Here is a 23413-nt window from a genome sequence, read left to right on the forward strand (position 1 = left end):
CGGTAGTTTGTTACCAGATCTTAATGCGGTCTTCCGGTTTTTTGTAAAGCTTATTACCGGGTTTTATATCGAAAGCCTCATACCAGGCGTCCATGTTAGTGATAGGTGCAATGGTGCGAAACTGCTCTGGCGAATGCGGATCCGTTAAGATGCGCTGCTGTGCAGACTCCGGCCTTTGCGAGCTGCGCCATACCTGCGCCCATGAAAGGAAGAAGCGCTGATCTGGCGTAAAGCCATCAATTTTGGTGTTAGACTGGCCTTCTTTGGTTTTTTTGAATGCCTCGTAAGCAATGTTCAAACCGCCAAGATCTGCCAGGTTTTCACCTAACGTCAGTTTGCCATTTACGTGTACGCTATCTAAGATAGTATAGGCGTTATATTGTTCAACCACTTTATCGGCGCGTTGTTTGAATTTTTCTGCATCTTCTTTGGTCCACCAGTCATGCAGTGAACCATCAAAATCAAACTGACGACCCTGATCATCAAAACCATGTGTCATCTCGTGGCCGATAACTGAGCCGATACCACCGTAATTAATGGCATCATCAGCCTCAAAATCAAAAAATGGGAATTGCAGGATACCTGCCGGGAACACAATCTCGTTATTGGTTGGGCTGTAGTAAGCATTTACCGTTGGCGGCGTCATTCCCCAGCGGGTTTTATCAACCGGCTTACCTAACTGGCTTACGTTGAAGTTGTAACGCCACTGGCCAATGCGACGCAGGTTGCCAGCATAATCATTGCGGTTAATAGTCAGGCCGTCATAATTTTCCCACTTATCTGGGTAGGCAATTTTCACGGTAAAGGCAGCTAGTTTTTTCAGAGCGTGAGTTTTGGTGGCATCGCTCATCCAATCCAGACGCTTAATACGGTCGCCCAGTACGCCTTTCAGATTTTCAATCAGCTTGGCCATATATTGCTTGGCGGCAGGCGAGAAATAACGTTGAACATAGATTTGCCCTAATAACTCACCTTCTGATGCATCAACCAGATTGGCCATACGCTCGTTACGCGGGGTTTGTACCTGCTGGCCGCTTAATACTTTACTAAAGTTAAAGCTGGCTTTCTCAAACGGGGCACTTAGAGCGCTGGCTGCTCCTTTCAGGATGTTCCATTTTAGGTAAACCTTCCAGTCGGTAACTGGCACAGCTGCCAGTAGGCTGTCGGCAGTGGTCATAAATTTAGGCTGAGATACAATTACACTATCCTGACCGCCGGCTTTCAGTTTGGTAAACATATCGGCCCAGTTAATATGCGGTGCTACTTTACCCAGATCGCTCACCGCATATTTGTTGTATGTTTTGTTCGGGTCGCGCAGTTCTACACGGCTCATCTGAACGGTAGCCAATTGTTTTTCGATACCGTAGATGGTTTCGGCATTTTTAGCGGCCTCGGCCTCTGTACTACCGGTTAGGGTAAACAATGTGGCAATGTAATTTCTATAAGCTTCCTGCACTTTGGTAGAGCGGGCATCGTTCTTCAAATAATAATCGCGATCTGGTAAACTGGTGCCGCCTGCGCCCAGGAAGATGATGTTTTTGGTAGGATGTTTAGAGTCAGACCCCACGCCGAAACCAAACAGCGGGCTTGATAGGCCATTCACACGGTCATACCATAGCTCGGTAATTACACCGTTTTGATCTTTAATCTGGCTGATGCGTTGCAGATCTGGCTTGATAGGGTCATAACCACGTTTCTGGATGGTTACCGAGTCCATGCCGCTTGCATACAGATCGCCTACGCGTTGCTTGATGCTGCCTTTGGGCTGACCGGGCTTGTTTACCTCAGCAAGGATGTTCAGAATTTTCTTGGTGTTCTGCTCGTGCAAAATGCCGAAGCTGCCCCAACGGGTTTCTTTAGCGGGGATGGGGTTGTTAAGTATCCAATTACCGTTGGCATACTCAAAAAAATTGTCGCCGGGAGCCACCTTGGTATCCATGTTGCTGGTGGTAATAAATCTGCCTGTTGGCGACTTGGGGGAGTCATGCTGGGCCTGTGCATTAAACACAGTGGTAATGCATACAAATGCGCAAGCCGTTCCTGCCAGCGCTGCATTCTTCAGTTTGAGTGTCATTTATATCCTTTGTTTGTTTAAGAAGGGGCGTAAGTTAAGTGTTTTTGTCGATAGTTCATAGGGAGGAGAAAGCTGGGCTGGCGGTCTATAGCTTGATAATTAATTGTTCAATTTGCAGTCGCTCGCGTCTTCGCGAGTGACGACTATCTTGCGGCCTCTGGCCGCCGTGAGTTGGTTTGATAATTACGGCGGCCAGAGGCCGCAGGATAGCGTGTCACTCGGCTGGAGCCGAGCGACTGCCTATAAATGAAAATAAAGGCATAAAAAAAGAGCCACATAATTGTGGCTCTACAGTTATTTTAATTAGAGACCGAATCTTTTAACCTTCAATCTCCAGGCTTCAATTACAAGTGGATACACTCGCCATACGCCTCGGCGGCGGCTTCCATAATAGCCTCGCTCATGGTTGGGTGCGGGTGTACGGTTTTGATCAGTTCATGACCGGTAATTTCCAGCTTGCGGGCGGTAACAATCTCGGCAATCATTTCGGTAACGTTAGCGCCAATCATGTGGGCACCCAGCAGTTCGCCATATTTGGCATCAAATACCAGTTTTACAAAACCGTCTTTAGCACCGGCTGCGCTGGCTTTACCAGAGGCAGAGAATGGGAATTTACCCACTTTAACCTCATAACCTGCTTCTTTAGCGGCTTTTTCGGTATAACCTACAGACGCAATCTCCGGGCTGCAGTAAGTACAGCCAGGGATGTTGTTGTAGTTTAATGGTTCTGGATGGTGACCGGCAATTTTCTCAACGCAGATGATACCTTCTGCAGATGCTACGTGTGCCAGTGCCTGACCTTTAACAATATCGCCGATAGCGTAAACACCCTCCACGCTGGTGCGGTAGTAATCGTCAACCAGTACTTTGCCTTTGTCGGTTTTAACGCCAACTTCTTCCAGGCCGATGCCTTCAATGTTGGTAGAAACACCAACTGCTGATAGTACAATCTCTGCTTCCAGTACTTCTGTACCGGTAGCGGTTTTAACATTTACCTTGCATACATCACCAGTGGTATCAACAGACTCGACAGTAGAGCTGGTCATGATGTTGATGCCTTGTTTTTTCAGCGTGCGGGCCAGTTGTTTTGATACTTCCTCATCCTCCAGCGGAACGATGTTATCTAAAAACTCAACAACGGTAACTTTAGTGCCGATAGAGTTATAGAAGTAAGCAAACTCAATACCAATAGCGCCTGAGCCTACAACCACCATTGATTTTGGTTGTTTTGGCAACACCATGGCCTGGCGGTAGCCAATAACTTTAACGCCATCCTGTTTCAGGTTTGGCAGCTCGCGAGAGCGACCGCCGGTAGCCAGGATAATGTGTTTGGCGGTATATACTTTTGATGCGCCTGCGTTGGTAACTTCAACAGAACCTTTAGCTTTCAGCTTACCGGTACCTACAATCACATCAATTTTGTTTTTCTTCATCAGAAACTGCACGCCTTTGCTCATGCCGTCGGCCACACCGCGGCTGCGTTTTACTACAGCTTCAAAGTCCACTTCGCCTGATGCGGTTTTGATACCGTAATCTGCAGCGTGGTTGATATATTCAAATACCTGAGCGCTCTTTAATAAAGCTTTGGTTGGGATACAGCCCCAGTTAAGGCAAATACCGCCTAACGACTCGCGCTCTACCACTGCTGTTTTTAAACCCAGCTGTGATGCGCGGATGGCAGCCACATAGCCGCCCGGGCCCGACCCGATAACAATTACATCGTAATCCATAATGTGATGAAATAATGCTTTTAAGTATTCGCGCCAAAACTAAGCAAAAACCCCGGAATGAAAAATAAACTGTAAACGATGTGCCGCAATTAATTACGTAGGGCTGGCAATGGGGACGTAGTTTTAACTGAGTGGCAAAAAAAACAGGATAACAGTTATCTTTTTGTCAAAAAATATAAATTGTTTATTAAATTTCCACAACAGTTAACAATGATTTAACATACAGGGAATTATCTTTGTTCGCTGAAATCTTTTTAGCTACAAACAAACAAGTATTCATTCACAAACAAAACAACTTAGTATGAGGAAGCATTTACTTCTTTTTATTGCGGCAGTTTTTACAACGTGTATGGCTTTTGCACAAAACACAAAAGTTGTCACAGGTAAACTGTTGGACGCACAATCCAAAGATCCCCTTATTGGGGCAACCGTTGCCGTTAAGGGCACAACCAAAGCTACATCTGTAGCGCTTGATGGTTCTTTTAAAATTGCTGTACCTACAGATGGTGCAACTTTAACCTTCTCTTTTATCGGTTACGTAAGTAAAGACGTACAGGTAACCGGTACTAAACTTGGCGTTATCACACTTGATCCAACTTCGGCCGCTATGAAAGAGGTTGTGGTAGTAGGTACGCAATCTATCGCGATTAGCAGACAAACGCCAATCGCTGTTTCTGCGGTAGGTGCTCAATATATTGAGGAAAAAGGTGCCGGTGCAGAATTTCCTGAATTATTACAATCTACTCCTGGTGTAACCGTAAGCCGTTTAGGTGGTGGTTACGGTGACTCTCGTATCAATATCCGCGGTTTTAGCAGCAATAACGTGGCTTTATTGATTAACGGTTTACCAGTAAATGACGTTGAGGCCGGTAAGATTTACTGGAACGACTGGGCTGGTTTGCAAGACGTTACTACCTCTATCCAGGTTCAGCGTGGTATTGGTGCCTCTACTGTGGCTGTGCCATCTTTAGGTGGTACTATCAACATCACTACTAAATCTACAGAGGCTAATGAAAGCGGTACTATTGCTCAATCTTTCGGTAGCTATAACGCTCAAAAAACTTTGGTGTCTTACGCTACAGGTTTGAGCGACAAAGGCTGGGCTAGCTCATTCTTGCTTTCAAGAAGCAAAGGTGATGGTAACGCCGAAGGTTTGTACTACACTGGTTACAGCTACTTCCTGAACGTTTCTAAAGTGATCAACAAGTCAAACAGCTTGTCTTTCAACATTATGGGTGCTGCTCAAAACCACGGTCAGCGTTATACCTTCAATACCATTAACACTTACAGAACTGCTCCGCAAGGCATTCGCTATAACTCAGACTATGGTTACCTTAATGGCCAGCTACTGAGCGCAGAGCAGAACTATTATAACAAGCCACTGGCTTCATTAAACCATAACTGGACAATTAACGATAAATCATCTTTGTCAACAGTATTGTACGGTTCATGGGGTGACGGTGCTGCCGTGTTTACTAACAACTCGCCAACCTCACTGCCAAGAACAGGTAATCAATTTTCTCCTATTGATTTCAATGCGGTTACCAAAAATAACATGGCAAATGCTGATGGTTCATCATCAACCTGGTTACAGAATGCGCAGAACAACCACTCACAATATGGTGTGTTGAGCACTTATAAAAGAAAAATTGGTCAGTACATCAGTTTCTTAGGTGGTCTGGATTTGAGATACTACCAGGGTGAGCACTACTATAAAGTGAACGACCTGTTAGGTGGTCAATACGTAAGTGATCCATACAAAGCGAGCAACACTACCGGCGATATCAACAACCCGAATAAGTTGGCCAGAACTGGTGATAAAATCAATAACGATTATACTTACTATGTACAGTCTGAAGGTGTTTACCTGCAAACTGAGTACGTAAAAGATAACCTGTCTGCTTTTGTTGCCCTTGCTGGTAACAACACCGGTAACAAAAGACTGGATTATTTCAACTACCTTACTACAGATCCAAACCGCGAAACCAAATGGGTTAACTTTTTAGGTTACCAGGCTAAAGGTGGTGTTAACTATAATATTGATAACCAAAGCAACGTATTTGCTAACGTGGGTTACATTCAAAGATCACCACTGGTTGCTACTATCTTCCTGAACAAGAAAAACGACCTGAACCCTGATGCTAAACCAGAAAAACTGTTTACTTATGAGTTAGGTTATCATTTTAGCAGCGCGGCTTTCACTGCTGAAGTAAACTTGTACCGTTCAAGCTATAAAGACCGTGCAAAAGCTGTTGCTGGTCCGGCTAATCAGGATGGTTCTATTACCACTGCCAACATCTCTGGTATTAATGAGATGCACGAAGGCGTAGAGGTGTTTACCCGTTATCGTCCGTTCAAAGGATTAACTTTAAACGGTCAGATTTCAATTGGTAACTATTACTACACCAGCAACACCGGTGCTACTCAGGTTACTAATGACCAAGGTAAATCACAAAATATCTCTGCCCTGTTGTTAAAAGGCTTAAAAGTAGGTGAGTTTGGTTCTAACTCTACAGGTGCACAAACTACCGCCTCTTTAGGTGCTGATGTTGATGTGATGCCGCACCTTAAAGTGGGTAGCAACTGGAACTATCGCGGCCACTACTACGGTGCGTTTGACCCAAGCAAGTTAACCTTTACCGGCTACCAACTGTATGATATTCCAGATTACTCAACACTGGATGTTAACGCAGTTTACCGCTTTAAACTGGCTGGTTTAGATGCGTCGTTAATTGGTAACGTATACAACATTCTGAATACTACCTATATTTCTGACTCGTTCGACTCATCTCCATCGCTTACTAACGTTGGTGCCGCACGACTCAATACTATGGGCGTATGGTACGGTACCCCGCGTACATATATGATGACTTTAAAAATTAAATTCTAATCTTATATAAAGATAGTTTATGAAAAAGATTTATAACCTTCTGGCTTTAGTAGCAGTAATTGGCTCATTGAGCGCCTGCCGCCCGTTGGATAAAACATACGATGAGCTGGGCGGTGTGCCGGCTCCTACTGCCAGCGCAGTAACTGCGTCGCTTACGCTTTCTGCTGCCGATTATGGTTTGTTGCCTGCAACCAACTATGCTAAAACTTCATTGAGCTTTAAAATTAAAGACGATGCAGCTGCCAGCATTCCTACCATTTTAGCTTCTAAGTACCCTACTTATGGCGAAAAGTCATCTATTGCGGTTACTTATGGAGTTACCAACCCGTCTATTAAGTTAGCCGACTCGGTAAATGCAAACGTTGCTATCACTTTACAAGTAGGTCCTCCGAGCGATTATAGATGGACGGCTTTTACTTACAAGGGTGCTAATATTTCGGCCAATAACTTTGATGACCTTAGCGCTTCTGCCGCTCTTAACTGGTTGAAATTCAAAAATCAAACGCCACCGGCCGATTATACTATCCGTGTATTGACTTACCTGTATTTTGAATCGAACGTAACGGCATCTACCGGTACACTTACAACTGATGCTTTTATATATACTGCAGCTAACGACTGGCAAAAAATTTACTGTGTTAAACCGGCCCAGTATGCTACGGTTAACCGTGGTGTAAACAATGCATTTGTTACCGCTGATGCAGCGAACATACCTAGTATTCTGGGGGCATTCCTTAAAGCAGATGCTGCAGTTATGGCTACTGCAAAAGCTGCCGACGTAATTTATGTTAACTACAAGTATCAGACTAGTGCAACCGTTAGCTATCAACGCGTATTGCCATTAACTTTTGATGGAAGTAACTGGGTAACTACACCAACGCCTGCTACTTTACAGTTCTTAAAAACCAATGGCACCTGGGTAGCTGATAACACGGTAACTTACAAACTTACTACTGCCGATTACGCACAGATCAAAACCATGCCAACCACCATCAATATCCAAACTGCATTGGATAACGTGGCTAGCTTTGGCGACTTTAACGTTAGCACTCCGCTTTCTTCAACAACCGGTTGGACTGATGCTCAGGTTAACGCTTGTATCAACCTGATTTTGCTACATGATTTCCCAACAGCGGTTGCTAACCAGAAATTTGTAATCACTTACGTTGCTTACAATGGTTCAACCTTTAACGTAACCAAAACGTTTGTGTACAACAGCGGTGCATTTACCGTTGCTCCGTAATTCAAACGGGTAAATAATTAAGATAAAGCCCTGCAGCGTTAACGCTGCAGGGCTTTTCTTTTGAACAATAAAAAGTACGGTTGCTCAGCTTATAAGTGCAGGTGTAAAAAAGATATCGTCGGGACATATCCAACCGGAATTTTTTGTGATATTAGTTCGATGACTAAACCTTTCGCGCTAATTCTATTTGCGGTAATGTTTGCTGCTTGCCAACATTCGGAGAAACAGCAGCAAAACTCCAATAATCATTTCAATAAAAGTATCCACGATACCACATCATTTCAGGCCGATTCTGATTTTTTTGATAAACCCATAGCCATAATTGTATCGCCAAGCGAGCGGTTGATGACAGAAAAACAGAAAGAGCTTGATACTGCTACCTATAATACCTCGGTTGATGATGATGTGTGGTATCAGTCAGAAGCCGGACGTTATCTTGATTCGATAAAGGCGCCGCAGGCATCGAGGGAGTCAGAGGGTGTGTTGAGATTCAAAACCACCACAGGTGCGGTTTATGCCATGCGTATTGATACCCTGTTTTTCGGGGTGATACTATTTAATGGCAAAAATAAACCCATATCTGCCGATGTAACAGATATGGGTTCAGCGTATAGTCGTTATATGAAATAGTTACTCGTAGATAAACTCGCCAAACTCAGAGCGAATGGTTACCTGCTTATGGCCGGCAGCTTCTACTCTGCCAACAATTTGTGCGGCAACGCCAAAGCTTTCTGAAATGGCAATCAGATCGGCAGCAATTTCTTGCGGTACGTAAAGCTCCATACGGTGACCCATGTTGAACACTTTGTACATCTCCTGCCAGCTGGTGCCAGATTCTTTCTGGATCAGGTCAAACAGCGGAGGTACAGGGAACAGGTTGTCTTTAATAATATGCAGGCCCTCTACAAAGTGCAATACTTTGGTTTGAGCGCCACCACTGCAATGCACCATACCGTGGATCTGGCTGCGGTAGCCATCTAATATCTTTTTAATAATAGGCGCGTAAGTACGGGTGGGAGAGAGTACCAGTTTACCGGCAGTAACGCTTTCGCCATTGCCAATGCTCACCTCGTCAGTCAGTTTTTTAGAGCCCGAGAATACCAGGTCATAAGGCACAGCCGGGTCAAAGCTTTCAGGGTAAGTTTCGGCGACAGATTTACCGAAAACATCATGGCGGGCAGAAGTTAATCCGTTTGAGCCCATGCCTCCGTTGTATTCATGCTCATAGTTGGCTTTGCCATAAGATGCTAAACCAACAACCACATCACCCGGTTGGATCCGGTCATTGCTGATCACGTCTTCACGGCGCATGCGGCAGGTAACGGTAGAGTCTACAATAATGGTACGTACTAGGTCGCCCACATCGGCAGTTTCGCCACCGGTAGAGTAGATGCCAATGCCGGCATCACGCAACTCGGCCAAAATTTCTTCAGTACCGTTAATGATCGCTGCTATTACTTCACCTGGGATCAGGTTTTTGTTACGGCCGATGGTTGATGACAGCAGGATGTTATCAATAGCGCCCACGCAAAGCAGGTCGTCCAGGTTCATGATGATGGCATCCTGCGCAATGCCGCGCCATACAGAAAGGTCGCCGGTCTCTTTCCAATAGGTGTAGGCCAGTGACGATTTGGTGCCTGCGCCGTCAGCATGCATAATGTTGCACCACTGCGGGTCGCTGCTCAGAATGTCGGGAATTATCTTGCAGAATGCTTTTGGGAAAATGCCTTTATCAATGTTTTTGATGGCCTGGTGCACGTCTTCTTTAGAAGCCGATACCCCACGCTGATCATAGCGTTGCGTAGTATCCATGCGCAAATATAAGCAGAAATTGCGGCCCGCCTTACATCAACCTTATTGTTGCAATTGGTGTTGAAGAATTTACCATAGATTAGCAGCCATATCAACAGCATCACACATGAATAAAAAAGTAAGATGGGGAGTGCTCAGCACTGCCAAAATAGGCTTAACCCAGGTAATTCCGGCTATGCAGCAAGGCCAATATAGTGAGGTAGTGGCCATAGCATCTGCCAATGCAGAAAAAGTTACTGAGGCTGCCGCCAGATTGGGCATAGCACAGATATTTAATAGTTATGAAGATCTGCTGGCATCGCCCGATGTGGATGCTATTTATAATCCGCTGCCAAACCACTTACACGTACCTTATACTATAAAGGCACTGCAGGCCGGCAAACACGTGCTGTGCGAGAAACCCATTGGCCTGAATCCTGCCGAAGCGCAACAGTTGATTGATGCAGCCGCACAATACCCACACCTGAAAGTAATGGAAGCCTTTATGTACCGTTTCCATCCGCAATGGCAAAAGGCTAAAGAGATTGTAGCCGATGGCTTGTTGGGCGAGGTGAAATATATTCATACTGATTTTTCTTACCATAATATAGATCCGGCCAACATCCGCAACAAGCCAGAAGTAGGAGGTGGTGCGCTGATGGATATTGGTTGCTACTGTATCTCGTTCCCGCGTTTTATTTGGGGACAGGAGCCGCAAAGGGTGGTGGGATTGGTGCATCGCGATGCGGAGTTTGGTACCGATACCTTAACTACAGGTTTGCTTGATTTTGGCGATGGCCGTCAGGCTTCGCTCAGTTGCTCAACCCGTATGGAGCCTTTTCAGCGTGCGGCTATCGGTGGCGATAAAGGTAGGCTGGAAATTGAGATTCCGGTTAACGCCCCGGCAGATGTACCGGTGAAGCTTTATCTGCAACGTAACCGGGAAATTGAAGAAATTATTATCCCCGCATATAATCAATACACCCTACAGGGTGATGCTATTTCAGAAGCTATTATTAATAACACAGCGGCACCCACACCGCTTGCTGATGCGCTGGGTAACATGCGCGTAATTGATGCCCTGGTGAGCAGCGCCAAACAGGGTATTTGGATGTCTGTTTAGGCGGTTATCACACCCCTTGTAGCTTATGTTGCTAAGATGTTACATGAAAAGCAGGGGGTGTGATAATATCGTACAATAGATAGAAAAAATCTTACATGAAATGTGCAGGCAAAGCGCTGATATTTGATCTGTATAAGCCTGATAATCTATTTTTAGGATAAAAACAAAAACAATATGGTAATAAAACCATGTGTTTTGGCGTGACTGAGTGGTTACGGGTGAATTTTATTTTTTAAACTTTATATTTTTTTATCATAGTCATGAACAAACACATTGCCAGCATAGCGGTAATTACTTTAGCAGCAATTGGCGTTGCCAAAGCGCAATATCCACGGATCCCGCCTGCAGTTCAGGAGAAATCAGATTCGTTAATGCGCGTTGCCAGAAAGCCATCTGATAAAGCCTGGGAGAAAGCTCAGGAAGTAATGAAAGCTAGCGGTAAACCATATATTCCATGGGCTAAAAATCCTGACGATCTGCCACAAACTAAACTGGCTGCATTTCCGGGTGCCGAGGGTGGTGGTATGTACACCGCAGGTGGCCGTGGTGGTCGTGTATTTGTGGTAACCAGTCTGGCCGATAGCGGTCCGGGTACCCTGCGTGAGGCTTGCGAAGCTGGTGGTCCGCGTATCGTTGTGTTCAACGTATCTGGTATCATCCGTTTGAATTACCCGATCAATATCAAGGCACCTTATATTACTATTGAAGGTCAGTCGGCCCCTGGCGATGGTATCTGTATCGCAGGCGAGTCAACTTTGATAGATACCCACGATGTAATTATCCGTTATGTACGTTTCCGTCGCGGCGCAACAGACGTAACCCGTCGTGATGATGCACTGGGTGGTAACCCGGTAGGTAACATCATTATCGACCACGTTTCTGCCAGCTGGGGTTTGGATGAAAATATGTCTATCTACCGCCACGTGTATGATCGTGCCGGTCAGAAACAAGAGAAAATGGCTACCGTTAACGTAACCATCCAAAACTCTATCTTCTCTGAAGCATTAGATACTTATAACCACGCTTTCGGTAGCACCATCGGCGGTCATAACAGTACGTTTATGCGTAACCTGTGGGCCAACAACATTGCCCGTAACCCGTCAGTAGGTATGGATGGCGATTTTGGTTTCTTCAACAACGTAGTATTTAACTGGTGGAACCGTAGTTCAGACGGTGGTGATAACCACTCGCTGTATAACTTCATCAATAACTACTTCAAACCAGGCCCGATCACGCCGATGAACGAGCCTATCGCTCACCGTATTCTGAAACCAGAAGCTGGTCGTAATCCAGAAGATAAAACCCACTACGGTAAAGTATACGTAAGCGGTAACATTGTTGAAGGTAGCGAACGTGTAACCAAAAACAACTGGGACGGTGGCGTGCAGATTGGCGAAATGCCAGACGCAGGTCGCTACACCGATAGCATCAAAGCAGACAAACCGCTGCCGATTAAAAACAAGGTTACTATCATCCCTGCAAAAGAAGCTTATACTTATGTATTGGCTAACGTAGGTGCATCATTGCCAAAACGCGACCCTGTTGATACCCGTATCGTAGGCGACGTTACTACCGGTAAGATTGCTTATAACACCAACGCCAGCGAAATTAAACTGGGCATCGGTGCAAAATATGTAAAAGAACGCCTGCCTGATACTTACAAGCAAGGCATCATCAGCGATATCAGCCAGGTTGGCGGTTATCCTGAATACAAAGGCACACCATACAAAGATTCAGATAATGATGGTATGCCTGATGAGTACGAGATCAAACATGGTCTTAACCCAAAAGACGCTTCAGATTCACCAAAGCTGGCTAAAGACGGCAGCGGTTACGCAAATATCGAAGTGTATCTGAATAGCCTGGTTCCGCTTTCAAAAGTGGTTCCTTCAACTAAGTAAATTTTCTCTATAGGTTTATAATTTGGTTTGAAAAGTCCCGGACCGCAAGGGTGCCGGGCTTTTTCTTTTTATACGGGTGCATATCAGGCTGAACAGATGGCCAACCCACGTAATAAAGTATTGGCTAGCTTTACTTTACTAACCAACCAAATTTATGAACCTTAACCTATTTGCCTGCCGCCGCTGGGCTTTACTCTGTCTGGCACTCACTTTTACTGCTACTGTTTACGCTCAGCAAAAGCCCAAGTTTCGGGTGATTGCTTTTTATACCGGTAAGAGCGATTTAGCTCATATCAGCTTTGTGCATGAGGCCAACAAGTGGTTCCCTGAGATGGGCCGCAAATACCATTTTGCTTACGATTCTACCAACAACTGGACAAACCTTAACGCCCAATTTCTGGCCCAATACCAGGTGGTGTTGTTTCTGGATACTCGCCCCGAAGCGCCCGAACAACGTGCAGCTTTTGAACAATATATGAAAAACGGTGGCGCCTGGATGGGTTTCCATTTCTCGGCCTTTGCACTTACGCCGTCATCTTTTACACAGAACTGGGACTGGTATCATAATGAGTTTCTTGGTTCAGGCCAGTACGTCAGCAATACCTGGCGACCAACCACTGCTATCGTTCGGCAAGAAAACAAGCACCCGGTACTGAAAGGCCTGCCCAAAAAGTTTACCGCCCAACCAAACGAATGGTACCGCTGGGAGCATGACCTGCGGACAAACCCCGATATTACTATCCTGTTGGCTATAGATTCAGCCAGTTTTCCACTGGGTACAGGTCCAAAACCAAGCGAAATCTGGCACAGTGGCTATTACCCTGTGGTGTGGACTAATAAACATTACCGCATGATCTACATGAACATGGGCCATAACGATATGGACTATGAGCATAAGTTTGATAACACTAATCGCACTTTATCTTCAACCTTTGGTAATGCAGATCAAAGCAAGCTGATCATTAATAGCTTACTCTGGTTAGGCAAAACAACTAGGTAAGGTGTTTTAGATAGTACTTGTTATTGCATAGTACTATTTACTTTTGTATATTTGGTCATAAACCTTTAAACTTAAATGGTTATGAAGATCAAATATTGGCTTTTGGGTGCCGCACTAATGGGTTCTGGCATCCTGTCTGCGTGCAGAATGGGTGGCAACGGTACCAAAATTGAGGTATCCAGCAATCGTTATGAATACAAATTTTCTGCCAGGTATAATAGCGATATCACCCCGGGGGTGGAGCAATATATTAATGAGCAAATTAAGCCCACCAGCATCTTAAACTCTCAGAATCACCGGGTTGATTTGGCGGTGATACTGGCAGATCATACCAATTTCAACATCAAGTCATCTCCAGGCCGGTTGGATATCGAAATGAACAAAAAAGATAATACCGGCCAATCTTACACCCGGGTAAACAATTTATGCGCCGGAATACGTAATTTTATACTCAGTCAACCGCATGAAAAGCATTAAATACCGTTAAGGGGGAATGGTTTATTGCCATGCTTTTGTAACATTTTCGGTGTTTTTAACGTATTAGGCCATTTTAAAACTAACTGTTGCAAAAACGGTTTTGCTAGGCTGCGTTATTTAGTTTTAAGATTGTTAAACTATTTTTAACCCCGGGATATTATTTTAGAAGAGACGACAAGTACTTGTCTGATAGAAACTTGAGCATGAAACGCGGCGCAATAAGAATTGCCCTTTCTTATTTAATTATTAGTCTTTTATGGATTGCGCTGAGCGATAAATTTTTGTTCGTGCTCAAACCAAAACTGGGCGAATGGTTATACTTTATCATCACTTTTAAAGGTGCTTTATTTGTGGTGGTAACAGCTGCTGTGCTTTATTTCTTTATCCGCAGGCATTCAAATACATTGCTGATAAACGAAATTCGTTATAGCGAAATTTACCGGGCCAACCCTAACCCCATGTGGATCTATGATCCGGAAACGCTGAAATTTGCCTCGGTAAATGATGCCGCCGTAGCTATGTATGGTTACAGCAGGGAGGAGTTTTTGCGCATGTCTATATTGGATATCCGCCCGGTAGAGGATCATGATATGGTGGTCAAAACGCTGAAGGCTAACAACGCCAACATCAGCAATAAAGGCACCTGGCGACATATCACCAAAAACGGCAAACGTTTGTACGTTAATATCACTCTAAATACCATTTCTTATAAGGGCAAGCAGCACTACATGGTGTTGGTGCGCGATATGACCGAAACAATAGAGCACGAGCAAAAACTGCGTGAAGCTATTACCCGGTATGAACTGGTTGCCAAGGCCACCAAAGATATTTTCTATGATTTTGACCTGAAGAAGAACAAGCTGGAATATCACGGCAACATTAACGAGATGGTAAACTTGCCCACCGACGCTATAGAGAATAGCCTGGAGTGGTGGCGTGGACTGATCCATCCGGATGATGTGCAGGAGGTAGAAGCCAGTCAGCAGGAGGTGATTGAAAAGCGAAAAACGGTTTGGGAGTGTGAGTATCGTATCCACGTGGGTGAGGGCAATTATAAATATGTGTTTGATCAGGCCTACCTTATTTTTAATGAGAAGCAGGAGCCTGTACGCATGATTGGCGCGGTGAAAGATATTGACGCCATCAAAGCATCAGAGAAAGAGAACAGGCGTCTGGCCGGCATCATCATGAATGTCAACAACATGGTGCTGTTAACTGATACCTCATTGCGCGTTACCTGGGCAAACAATGCCTTTGAGCGTTTTACCGGCTACTCTGCTGCCGATATGCATGGCCAGGTACAACATGACTTGATGTGCGATCCTGTTATGTGCGAGAATCTATTGGCTGAGCTAAAGCGAAACCTGGCCCAATGGGAAGCTTTTTCGATGGACCTGCCATTGGTAACCGCCGCGGGCAAAGGCTACTGGGTAACTGCCGAGTTTACGCCGATGTTTGATGAGAAAGGTAACCGCGCCGGATACATTTCGGTTCAAAGTGATATTACGCTGCGCAAGGAAAAAGAGACCGAAGTGGCCACACAAATGGAAACCCTGCGCAACATAGCCTGGATGGGCTCGCACCAGATCAGGAAACCGGTGGCCACTATTTTAGGGTTGGTGAGTTTACTGGAAATGAACAGGCATGATGCTGAAACGGAAGAACTGGTAGATCTGCTGAAAACTACTACGCTGGAACTGGACATGGTAGTACACGAGATCAACTTCGAAGCTTTCCACGTGATAGACCCTGTGAGTTTTCATCAGCAGGGGAAGAAAGGATAAGTTAAGATAATAAGGATTAGCCTGTGAGATTCCTTTTTAGGGAAGGAGGAGGAAGGGGAATTGAACCTCGAACTCCTCTTTTTCTAGTCGCTTGCGTCTGCGTCGTTGGTGTTGGGGAGATTAAAAGAAGCGGTGGAATAGTGCGATTCCCCTCTTGAGAGGGGTGGAGGGGTGTGTTCTTTATACTTGCGAAATGACACACCCCTGCAGCCGCACCGTCAACGCGCCCCTCTCAAGAGGGGACTTTAATATCTTCTTAACACCAACGGCGAAGAAGCGAGCGACTGCGGCAAGTTTGTGTTTGGATAGGCGGGTGGCGGGATTGAATATCCAAAGGCGAGCACTGCGCTTAAAGAAAGAGACGCAATTTCAGCGTCTCTCTATATTAACTAGATTTTAGTCTTCAGTAATTAATTTTTCACCTCAAGTTCACACCCTCTTCTCCGTTCCCGGTTGGGCAAAACTGTTTTTGTTAAACTCAAACGGCAGCTTGCGGATGCGTTTACCTGTTGCGGCAAATATGGCGTTGGCCACAGCCGGCGCAATAGGCGGCAAGCCCGGTTCGCCAAGACCGGTAGGAGCTTCTTCGGTTTGTACAAATTTTACGATGACCTCCAGCGGTGCGTCTTTTTGGTGCATAAAGCGGTAGGTATGGAAATTTTTCTGCACAGTAGCACCTTTATCAAAGGTGATCTTGCTGAACAGGGCGTGGCTCAAGCCATCACAAATAGCACCTTGCACCTGATTTTCGGCACCACTTAGATTTACTACCCGGCCGCAGTTGACGGCGCAGTATACCCGGATTACCCGTGGCATGTTATTCATCATGGTTACCTCGGCCACCTGCGCTACGTAGGTGTTGAAAGAGTAATAGCACGAGAAACCCTGGAATACGTTTTTCTGCGTTTGTTTTCCCCAGTTGCTTAGTTCGCTTACTTTTTCAATAACGCTTTTAAATTTATCAGGGTTGTAGGCCACTTTACTAACGGGGGCCGTGCGCACTTTTTCCAGTAGTTCCAGTCGCAGGGCTATGGGGTCTTTTTTTAGTTCGTGCGCCAGTTCGTCCATAAAGCTTTCGTCAGAGAAAGCAGAGACGTTGGCGGTTGGTCCGCGCCATGGGCCGGTTGGGATGTTTGATTTCAGGTTGTGATTATCCAGACGGAAGTTTGGAATAGCACCGGCCGGAAAAGCATCAGACAAGGCCCTGCCTGAGCTAAGCACCGCCGCACTGGCATGCCAGGCCACCAGCTGGTTATCAGGACCGATCACTGCGCGATATTTTGCCATGCTTGATGGACGATAGTAATCACCCTGAATGTCATCTTCTCTAAACCACATCAGCTGTATAGGTGCTTTGGCCGCCTGAGAGATCAGCGCGGCTTCTACTCCATTATCTGCCCTCAGTTTGCGCCCGAAACCACCACCCTGACGCACCATGCCAATACTCACGTTTTCTGGCGGGATGCCCAACGCCTTGGCTACTTCCTGGCGCATTTGTGCGGGCACTTGAGTTGGGCCGAACAAATCGGCTTTATCACCCTGCACATCTGCAAAAAAGTTCATGGGCTCCATAGGGGCGTGCGAGAGGTTAGGCAGTTCATAAACTGCCTCTATCACTTTGCCGCCGGTAGCAAATGCGGCTTCTACATCGCCATCATTGCGTGGCGGGTTTTCTGTTTTAATCTGGATCAGCTTGGCAAATTCAGCATCATGGTCGGCTGTGCTTTCCAGCGGAGTGCTGTCTTCCCAAACAACTTTTAACACATCCCGGCCTTTTTTTGCCGCCCAGGTTGAGGTAGCCAGCACGGCCACCACGCCGTGCGCCTGCACTACATTTTTTACACCTGCTACTTTGCGGGTCTCGGTATCATCAAATGATTTGATGGTTTTTCCGTAAGCAGGTGGACGGGCCACAATGGCAAACAGCATTCCGGGCCGACGGGTATCAATGCCATACAACGGCTTGCCAGTAATGATCTGGTGATTATCAATATTAGGCACGCGTGTGCCGATAATCTTAAAATCTTTCGGGGCTTTCAGCGTGATGTCTTTTGGAACAGGCAGGCTAGCTGCTTTGGCAGCCAGTTCGCCATAGCCCAATTTACGGCCGCTGGCTTTGTGTAATACAAAGCCGTCTTCGGCGGTGCAGTCGGCCTCGTTCACACTCCATTGCTGGGCCGCTGCGCTGATGAGCATCATGCGGGCCGCGGCGCCAGCCTGGCGGATCGGCATAAAACGACTGCGGATAGCACCGCTGCCGCCTGCCACCTGCGATCCATATTTAGGATCGAAATTGGCCAGTTCAACCTTTACTTTATCCCATTTTACTTCCAGCTCTTCAGCCAATAGCATAGGGAGGGCGGTTTTAATACCCTGACCAATTTCCGGATTAGGCGCCATTAGGGTTACCAGTCCGGTGCCATCAATGGTAATGTAGGCATTGGGGGTAAAGGCGGCTGCCGCTGGTGCAGCTTCCACGGCTTCGCTTAAAAAGCTGAAACCCAGCATCAAACTACCGCCTGCGGCAATAGAGCTGATCTTTAAAAAGTTACGGCGAGATACATTTTCCATTATTTCTTCGCTCCTTTCTCTGCTGCCAGATGGATGGCTTTACGTATACGGTAATGGGTGGCGCAACGGCAAATGTTGGTCATGCCGGCATCAATATCAGCATCAGTAGGGCTGGGGTGCTGTTTTAACAAGGCTACTGCCGCCATAATCTGACCGGCCTGGCAATAGCCGCATTGGGCCACATCAACCTCGGCCCAGGCTTGTTGTACCGGGTGCGAGCCATCGGCGCTGAGGCCTTCGATTGTAGTTACCTTGTTGGTGCCTACGCCGGCAATAGGAAATTGGCAAGAGCGCGTGGCTTGCCCGGCAATATGTACCGTACAAGCGCCGCATTGTGCAATGCCGCAGCCAAATTTGGTGCCCACCAGGTTTAAATTATCGCGTAGCACCCACAAAAGCGGGGTGTCTGGGTCTGCTTCTACAGTAACGGGTTTATTGTTGACCGTGATTTTGAATATGGCCATAACATTTTGGTTTTCTCAAAGTTAGTTTTCGGGCGGGCTTTATACAAGTAATATTGTTGTGGGGATTTGGGGAGTTAATCTCCAATCTAATTCCTAACTTCGCAGCTTTAAAAATAAGCTGATATTGATGCTGAGGCGGATTCTTTTATTATGTGTGCTGACTTTGGGTTTATGTGCTCCTGTATTTGCACAGCAAGAAGATACCAGTACCGCTGCTGTTACACCTGAATTGCAACCACAACCACGCCTGCGCGATACCAGCGCTGCCGGTATGATGATGGATTCTATCGCCGAAGCCATGAAGGTCCGCCAGCGGTTTGTGGCCGACTCTGTTTCCACACAGTTCATCCGTCACCCGGATTCAACGCTCGTTAACCAGTTCTCCCAGTATATTTTTGCACATGTGTTGTATCAGGATAAGGGAAGAGGTTTCCTGGATATCTCTCCAAAAACCGGTGGTGGATTGGTGCGCGAGGGCACAGCGCGGCATCAGCGCGCACCCTGGAGTATTGCGGTGGTAATTGGTTTGGCCATTTATATGTGCCTGCTTAATTTGCTGATGGGTAAAGATGTGGAGACCGTGCTGAACTCTTTTTATGATAGGCGTGCGGCGCAATCAGGCAAGGAGGAGAGCCTGCTCAATTCGCAGACGTTTGTGGCTATGTTCGTGTTGTTCGGGCTGGCTTCGGGTTTGTTTATCTACCAGGTATCAGCCGCTTATGATAAATATTACAGTGTGTCTGGTTTTCAGCTGTTTTTGATGCTTTCTATCGGTATCGTGGCCTTGTTTGCGCTGAAGTTGTTGGTGTTGCGTTTTATTGGCTTTGTGTTTAACGTAAACCGCGTGGTGAGCGATTATATTGCCATTTTATACCTTACTTACTTTAACATTGCGCTGGTTTTTTTACCTATTACCCTTTGTTTCTGTTTGCTGCCCGATAGTATGTCTAAGTATATCATTAACATAGCATTGGTGCTCATTGTGCTTATTTTTATATGGCAGTACCTGCGCAGCAGTGTTAACATTATTTCCAATTTTAGATTTCATAAATTTTATTTATTTATCTATCTTTGTGCCCTCGAAATTTGCCCAGTTTTGATACTTGTAAAGGCATTGAATATATAGAGAACAGATAGTCTTTTTAGATATAGTTAACGATTAAAAATTGGAAGACAGAAAGAAGCGGGTTAAGAGTATATTGGTTACTTTGCCCAAACCCGAAAGCGATAAAAATCCTTACGCTGATCTGGCTAAAAAGTACAACCTGAAAATTGATTTCAGGTCGTTTATCCATGTTGAGGGCGTACCGGCTAGTGTGTTCAGGAAAGAAAAGATCAACCTGGCTGATTTTAGCGCAGTTATTTTCACCAGCCGTAACTCGGCCGATCATTTTTTCCGCATTTGCGAGGAGATGCGTTTTGAGGTGCCCGTAGAAATGAAATATTTCTGCCTTACCGAGAACATAGCCCTTTATCTTCAGAAATACATCCAGTACCGCAAACGCAAGATCTTCTTTGGTAAACAAACCGCAGCAGATCTGGCCGAGGTGTTGAAGAAACATGCTTCTGAAAAATTCTTGTATCCATGCTCTGACGTGGCGGCCGAGGAAACTCAGAAGTTCTTGCTGGAGAATGGTTATAACTTTACCCCTGCGGTATTGTTCCGCACGGTATGCAGCGATCTGAGCGATCTGGCTGAGGTGTTTTATGATATCATCGCCTTCTTTAGCCCGTCGAGCATTCAATCGTTGTTTAAAAATTTCCCCGACTTTAAGCAAAATAATACCCGCTTAGCAGCATTTGGCGCCACAACCCATAAAGCGCTGCTGGAAGCCGACTTATTGCTTGATATACCTGCACCTACGCCAAGCGCCCCGTCTATGACCATGGCTATTGAGCAATACATTAAGCAGGTAAATAAATAAAAATCTGAAATTTATCGTTTTTTGATTAACATAGCCGAAACTTTATTTCGGCTATGTTCGTTTAAAAGCCTGTTTAAGGTACAATAGTTGCTACTTGATATAGCGCCGAAGAAAATATTGATTTAACAGTATTTTGAAAAAATATATTTTCAAATATCAGCTTAAATTAAATATATTCGATGCTAATTAGTGCTATTGCATTTTGAGTAAAACGATTTGATTTCATGATGAAACATATATACTCTTTATTATTGGCGGGTGCGACTTGTGCGATGTTATCTGGCTGTGGAGCCGGGCGCGGGGGCGACAGAGGTGAGGTAAGAGGTATACCACAGCGTACCTTCAGGGCAGAAGTGCCTTACGGAATGGTTTACATTCCGGGCGGATCTTTTCTTATGGGCCAAACAGACCAGGATGTAACCTTTGCTCAAACTACTCAGAATAAGCAGGTTACCATTGCGCCATTCTTCATGGATCAAACTGAGATCACCAACAGCCAGTACAAGCAATTTGTAAACTGGGTGCGCGATTCAATAGCCATCACCAACTACCTTAACGACGATAAATACTACATTAAACCCCGCACTGGCAAAGGTGCTGCAACCCCATCTGACGGTAGAAAATACATTGATTGGGCTAAAGTATCAAAGATGCCTATCTGGGGTTCGCGCGGTAAAGGTAACCCTAACGCCAACAAGTTACAGGGTATGTTTTATCAGGGTGATGACCGTGTATTTGACCGTGATGAGATTGATGTGCGCCTGCTGAAGTACAATTATTCTTTATTTGTGCTGCGCGATGCTGCCAATTACCACAACGATAAAACTAAAAAACGTTCAGATTTCATCTTCCGCGATACCGTGCAGGTTTATCCGGATACGTTGGTGTGGCTGAGCGATTTCTCATACGCGGCCAACGAGCCGATGACACAGGGTTATTTTTCTCACCCTGCATTTCATAATTACCCAGTTGTGGGTGTAACCTGGCGCCAGGCACGTGCCTTTACCGTATGGCGTACGCGTTACAACGAGGCTTACAAACACTCCAGAGGTTTACCTCCACGTGCGCCTTACCAATTGCCTACCGAGGCTGAGTTTGAATACGCTGCCCGCGGTGGCCGTATCGGCACAGACTATCCATGGGGTGGCCCTTACATTAAAAATGCCAAAGGCTGTTTATTAGCCAACTTTAAACCCGGTCGCGGCGATTACGCTGCAGACGGTGGTTATTATACCGTAAACGTACGTTCTTACTTCCCTAATGATTACGGCCTGTACAACATGGCCGGTAACGTAGCCGAGTGGACACAATCATCTTTTGACGAGTCATCATCATCATTTGTGCATGATATGGCGCCAACCTTTAACTATGAAGCTAAAGCTGGCGATCCGGAAGTGCTGAAACGCAAAGTGGTTAAAGGTGGTTCATGGAAAGACATCGGTTACTTCCTTCAAAACTCATCACGTACGTATGAGTACCAGGATTCAGCAAAATCTTACATCGGCTTCCGTTGCGTAACCAGCTATCAGGGCCGTGATATTAAAGACAAACGCTAACAACAACCTCTTATCAATTTTACAACTTAAAATTTTTTAGAAACTTTCCCCAAAAACGGGCATTGAAAAATTAATTATGGCAGGCAAGAAAAAGTTAAAAATGAACTGGTTACACACCTGTATTTCATGGGGTGCGAGTGTGGTTATTATTGGTGCGATGTTTAAAATTTTGCACTACCATGGAGGTGATACTCTGATTGAGGCCGGTTTGATCACTGAGGCCTGCTTGTTCTTTATTACTGGTTTTTTTGCACCGGGAGAGGATTTGCCATGGGAGCGCGTTTATCCTGAATTAGGAGATGATTATAGCGGTGCCCCTGCAGAGCGCAAAGCCGCGCCGGTTGCCGTTCAAGGTTTTTCAAATACCGCAGCTTTAGACAAAATGCTGAGCGATGCCAAAATTGGTCCGGAACTGATTAGCAGCCTGGGCGAAGGTCTGCGCACTTTTGGCGATAAGGTTGCTTCAATCTCAAAAGTGGCTGATGCCGGTGCCGCAACCAATGAGTTTGCTGCTAGTGTTAAGTCAGCAACAGCCAGCTACCAGGGCTTAGGTGCTGCGTTTGAAAAAGCGTCAGCTAATCTGCTTGAAATGGGTAACTCAAATGTTGATTCAAAAGCATATCATGAGCAGGTGACTAATCTGGCCAAAAATCTGTCTGCGTTAAATGCAGTTTACGAATTGGAACTGCAGGATTCAAGCGCTCACCTGAAATCAATGAACAAATTCTACTCTAACCTTTCTTTAACCATGCAAAATTTTAACGAGTCTATGGAAGACTCTAAGCAGTTTAAAGACGAGGTTGGTCGTTTAGCCAAGAACCTTGCTTCGTTAAACTCGATATATGGTAACATGCTGACAGCAATGAACCAGCCGAGAACCTAAT

General features: G+C 45.6%; 17 protein-coding genes. 12 read left to right on the forward strand and 5 right to left on the reverse strand.

What is annotated here, in order from left to right; all coding sequences use genetic code 11:
- Nucleotides 1-10: 10 nt before the first annotated feature.
- On the reverse strand, nt 11-2074 hold the full coding sequence (locus ABZR88_RS04055) for a M13 family metallopeptidase (protein WP_211309844.1): 2064 nt from the start codon (nt 2072-2074) through the stop codon (nt 11-13).
- Between the two features lie 344 nt (nt 2075-2418).
- The gene (lpdA, locus tag ABZR88_RS04060) at nt 2419-3804 is read right to left on the reverse strand and encodes a dihydrolipoyl dehydrogenase (RefSeq protein WP_107829932.1); all 1386 of its coding nucleotides are present in this window, start codon (nt 3802-3804) and stop codon (nt 2419-2421) included.
- 349 nt (nt 3805-4153) lie between these two features.
- Here lpdA and ABZR88_RS04065 point away from each other — a divergent pair, with 349 nt between their 5' ends.
- From ABZR88_RS04065 to ABZR88_RS04075, 3 genes are all read left to right on the forward strand, one after another.
- On the forward strand, nt 4154-6694 hold the full coding sequence (locus tag ABZR88_RS04065; protein WP_170113647.1) for a TonB-dependent receptor: 2541 nt from the start codon (nt 4154-4156) through the stop codon (nt 6692-6694).
- Between the two features lie 19 nt (nt 6695-6713).
- Nucleotides 6714-7937 (forward strand): hypothetical protein, encoded by a 1224-nt coding sequence (locus ABZR88_RS04070; protein ID WP_107829936.1) that lies wholly within the window; start codon nt 6714-6716, stop codon nt 7935-7937.
- A gap of 195 nt (nt 7938-8132) precedes the next feature.
- Nucleotides 8133-8567, forward strand: coding sequence for a hypothetical protein (locus ABZR88_RS04075; protein WP_107829938.1), 435 nt, complete (start codon nt 8133-8135; stop codon nt 8565-8567).
- On the opposite strand, the gene ABZR88_RS04080 is transcribed toward ABZR88_RS04075, so the two are convergent.
- Nucleotides 8568-9749 (reverse strand): AIR synthase related protein, encoded by a 1182-nt coding sequence (locus ABZR88_RS04080; protein WP_107829940.1) that lies wholly within the window; start codon nt 9747-9749, stop codon nt 8568-8570.
- Between the two features lie 106 nt (nt 9750-9855).
- Here ABZR88_RS04080 and ABZR88_RS04085 point away from each other — a divergent pair, with 106 nt between their 5' ends.
- The 5 genes from ABZR88_RS04085 to ABZR88_RS04105 all read left to right on the forward strand — a co-directional run bounded on the left by ABZR88_RS04085 (nt 9856) and on the right by ABZR88_RS04105 (nt 16013).
- Nucleotides 9856-10851, forward strand: coding sequence for a Gfo/Idh/MocA family protein (locus ABZR88_RS04085; RefSeq protein ID WP_107829942.1), 996 nt, complete (start codon nt 9856-9858; stop codon nt 10849-10851).
- Nucleotides 10852-11111: 260 nt separating this feature from the next.
- Entirely contained in the window at nt 11112-12752 is a 1641-nt protein-coding gene (locus ABZR88_RS04090) for a polysaccharide lyase (protein WP_107829944.1), read from the forward strand.
- Nucleotides 12753-12906: 154 nt separating this feature from the next.
- Nucleotides 12907-13752, forward strand: coding sequence for a ThuA domain-containing protein (locus ABZR88_RS04095; protein ID WP_107829946.1), 846 nt, complete (start codon nt 12907-12909; stop codon nt 13750-13752).
- 81 nt (nt 13753-13833) lie between these two features.
- Nucleotides 13834-14229, forward strand: coding sequence for a hypothetical protein (locus ABZR88_RS04100; RefSeq protein ID WP_146166577.1), 396 nt, complete (start codon nt 13834-13836; stop codon nt 14227-14229).
- A gap of 203 nt (nt 14230-14432) precedes the next feature.
- A complete protein-coding gene (locus ABZR88_RS04105) occupies nt 14433-16013 on the forward strand; it encodes a PAS domain S-box protein (RefSeq protein WP_107829950.1) in 1581 nt (526 codons plus the stop codon).
- Between the two features lie 429 nt (nt 16014-16442).
- On the opposite strand, the gene ABZR88_RS04110 is transcribed toward ABZR88_RS04105, so the two are convergent.
- Both ABZR88_RS04110 and ABZR88_RS04115 read right to left on the reverse strand, forming a co-directional pair.
- Nucleotides 16443-18584 carry a molybdopterin cofactor-binding domain-containing protein gene (locus ABZR88_RS04110; protein ID WP_107829952.1) on the reverse strand — a complete coding sequence of 714 codons (2142 nt, stop codon included), beginning with the start codon at nt 18582-18584 and terminating at the stop codon, nt 16443-16445.
- Nucleotides 18584-19048: a (2Fe-2S)-binding protein gene (locus ABZR88_RS04115; protein ID WP_107829954.1), complete on the reverse strand. Its 465-nt coding sequence runs from the start codon at nt 19046-19048 to the stop codon at nt 18584-18586. The genes ABZR88_RS04110 and ABZR88_RS04115 overlap by 1 nt, the downstream gene beginning before the upstream one ends.
- A 127-nt stretch (nt 19049-19175) precedes the next feature.
- Here ABZR88_RS04115 and ABZR88_RS04120 point away from each other — a divergent pair, with 127 nt between their 5' ends.
- The 4 genes from ABZR88_RS04120 (at nt 19176) to gldL (ending at nt 23412) form a co-directional block, all read left to right on the forward strand.
- Nucleotides 19176-20174, forward strand: a complete 999-nt coding sequence (locus ABZR88_RS04120; RefSeq protein ID WP_107829956.1) for a DUF4271 domain-containing protein — start codon at nt 19176-19178, stop codon at nt 20172-20174.
- 40 nt (nt 20175-20214) lie between these two features.
- Nucleotides 20215-20973, forward strand: a complete 759-nt coding sequence (locus ABZR88_RS04125) for a uroporphyrinogen-III synthase (RefSeq protein ID WP_107829958.1) — start codon at nt 20215-20217, stop codon at nt 20971-20973.
- Nucleotides 20974-21200: 227 nt separating this feature from the next.
- Nucleotides 21201-22529, forward strand: coding sequence for an SUMF1/EgtB/PvdO family nonheme iron enzyme (locus tag ABZR88_RS04130; RefSeq protein WP_211309850.1), 1329 nt, complete (start codon nt 21201-21203; stop codon nt 22527-22529).
- Nucleotides 22530-22605: 76 nt separating this feature from the next.
- The gene (gene gldL / locus ABZR88_RS04135; protein WP_107829962.1) at nt 22606-23412 is read left to right on the forward strand and encodes a gliding motility protein GldL; all 807 of its coding nucleotides are present in this window, start codon (nt 22606-22608) and stop codon (nt 23410-23412) included.
- Nucleotide 23413 lies beyond the last annotated feature (1 nt).

It is taken from the genome of Mucilaginibacter yixingensis (genome assembly GCF_041080815.1).
GTDB lineage: Bacteria > Bacteroidota > Bacteroidia > Sphingobacteriales > Sphingobacteriaceae > Mucilaginibacter > Mucilaginibacter yixingensis.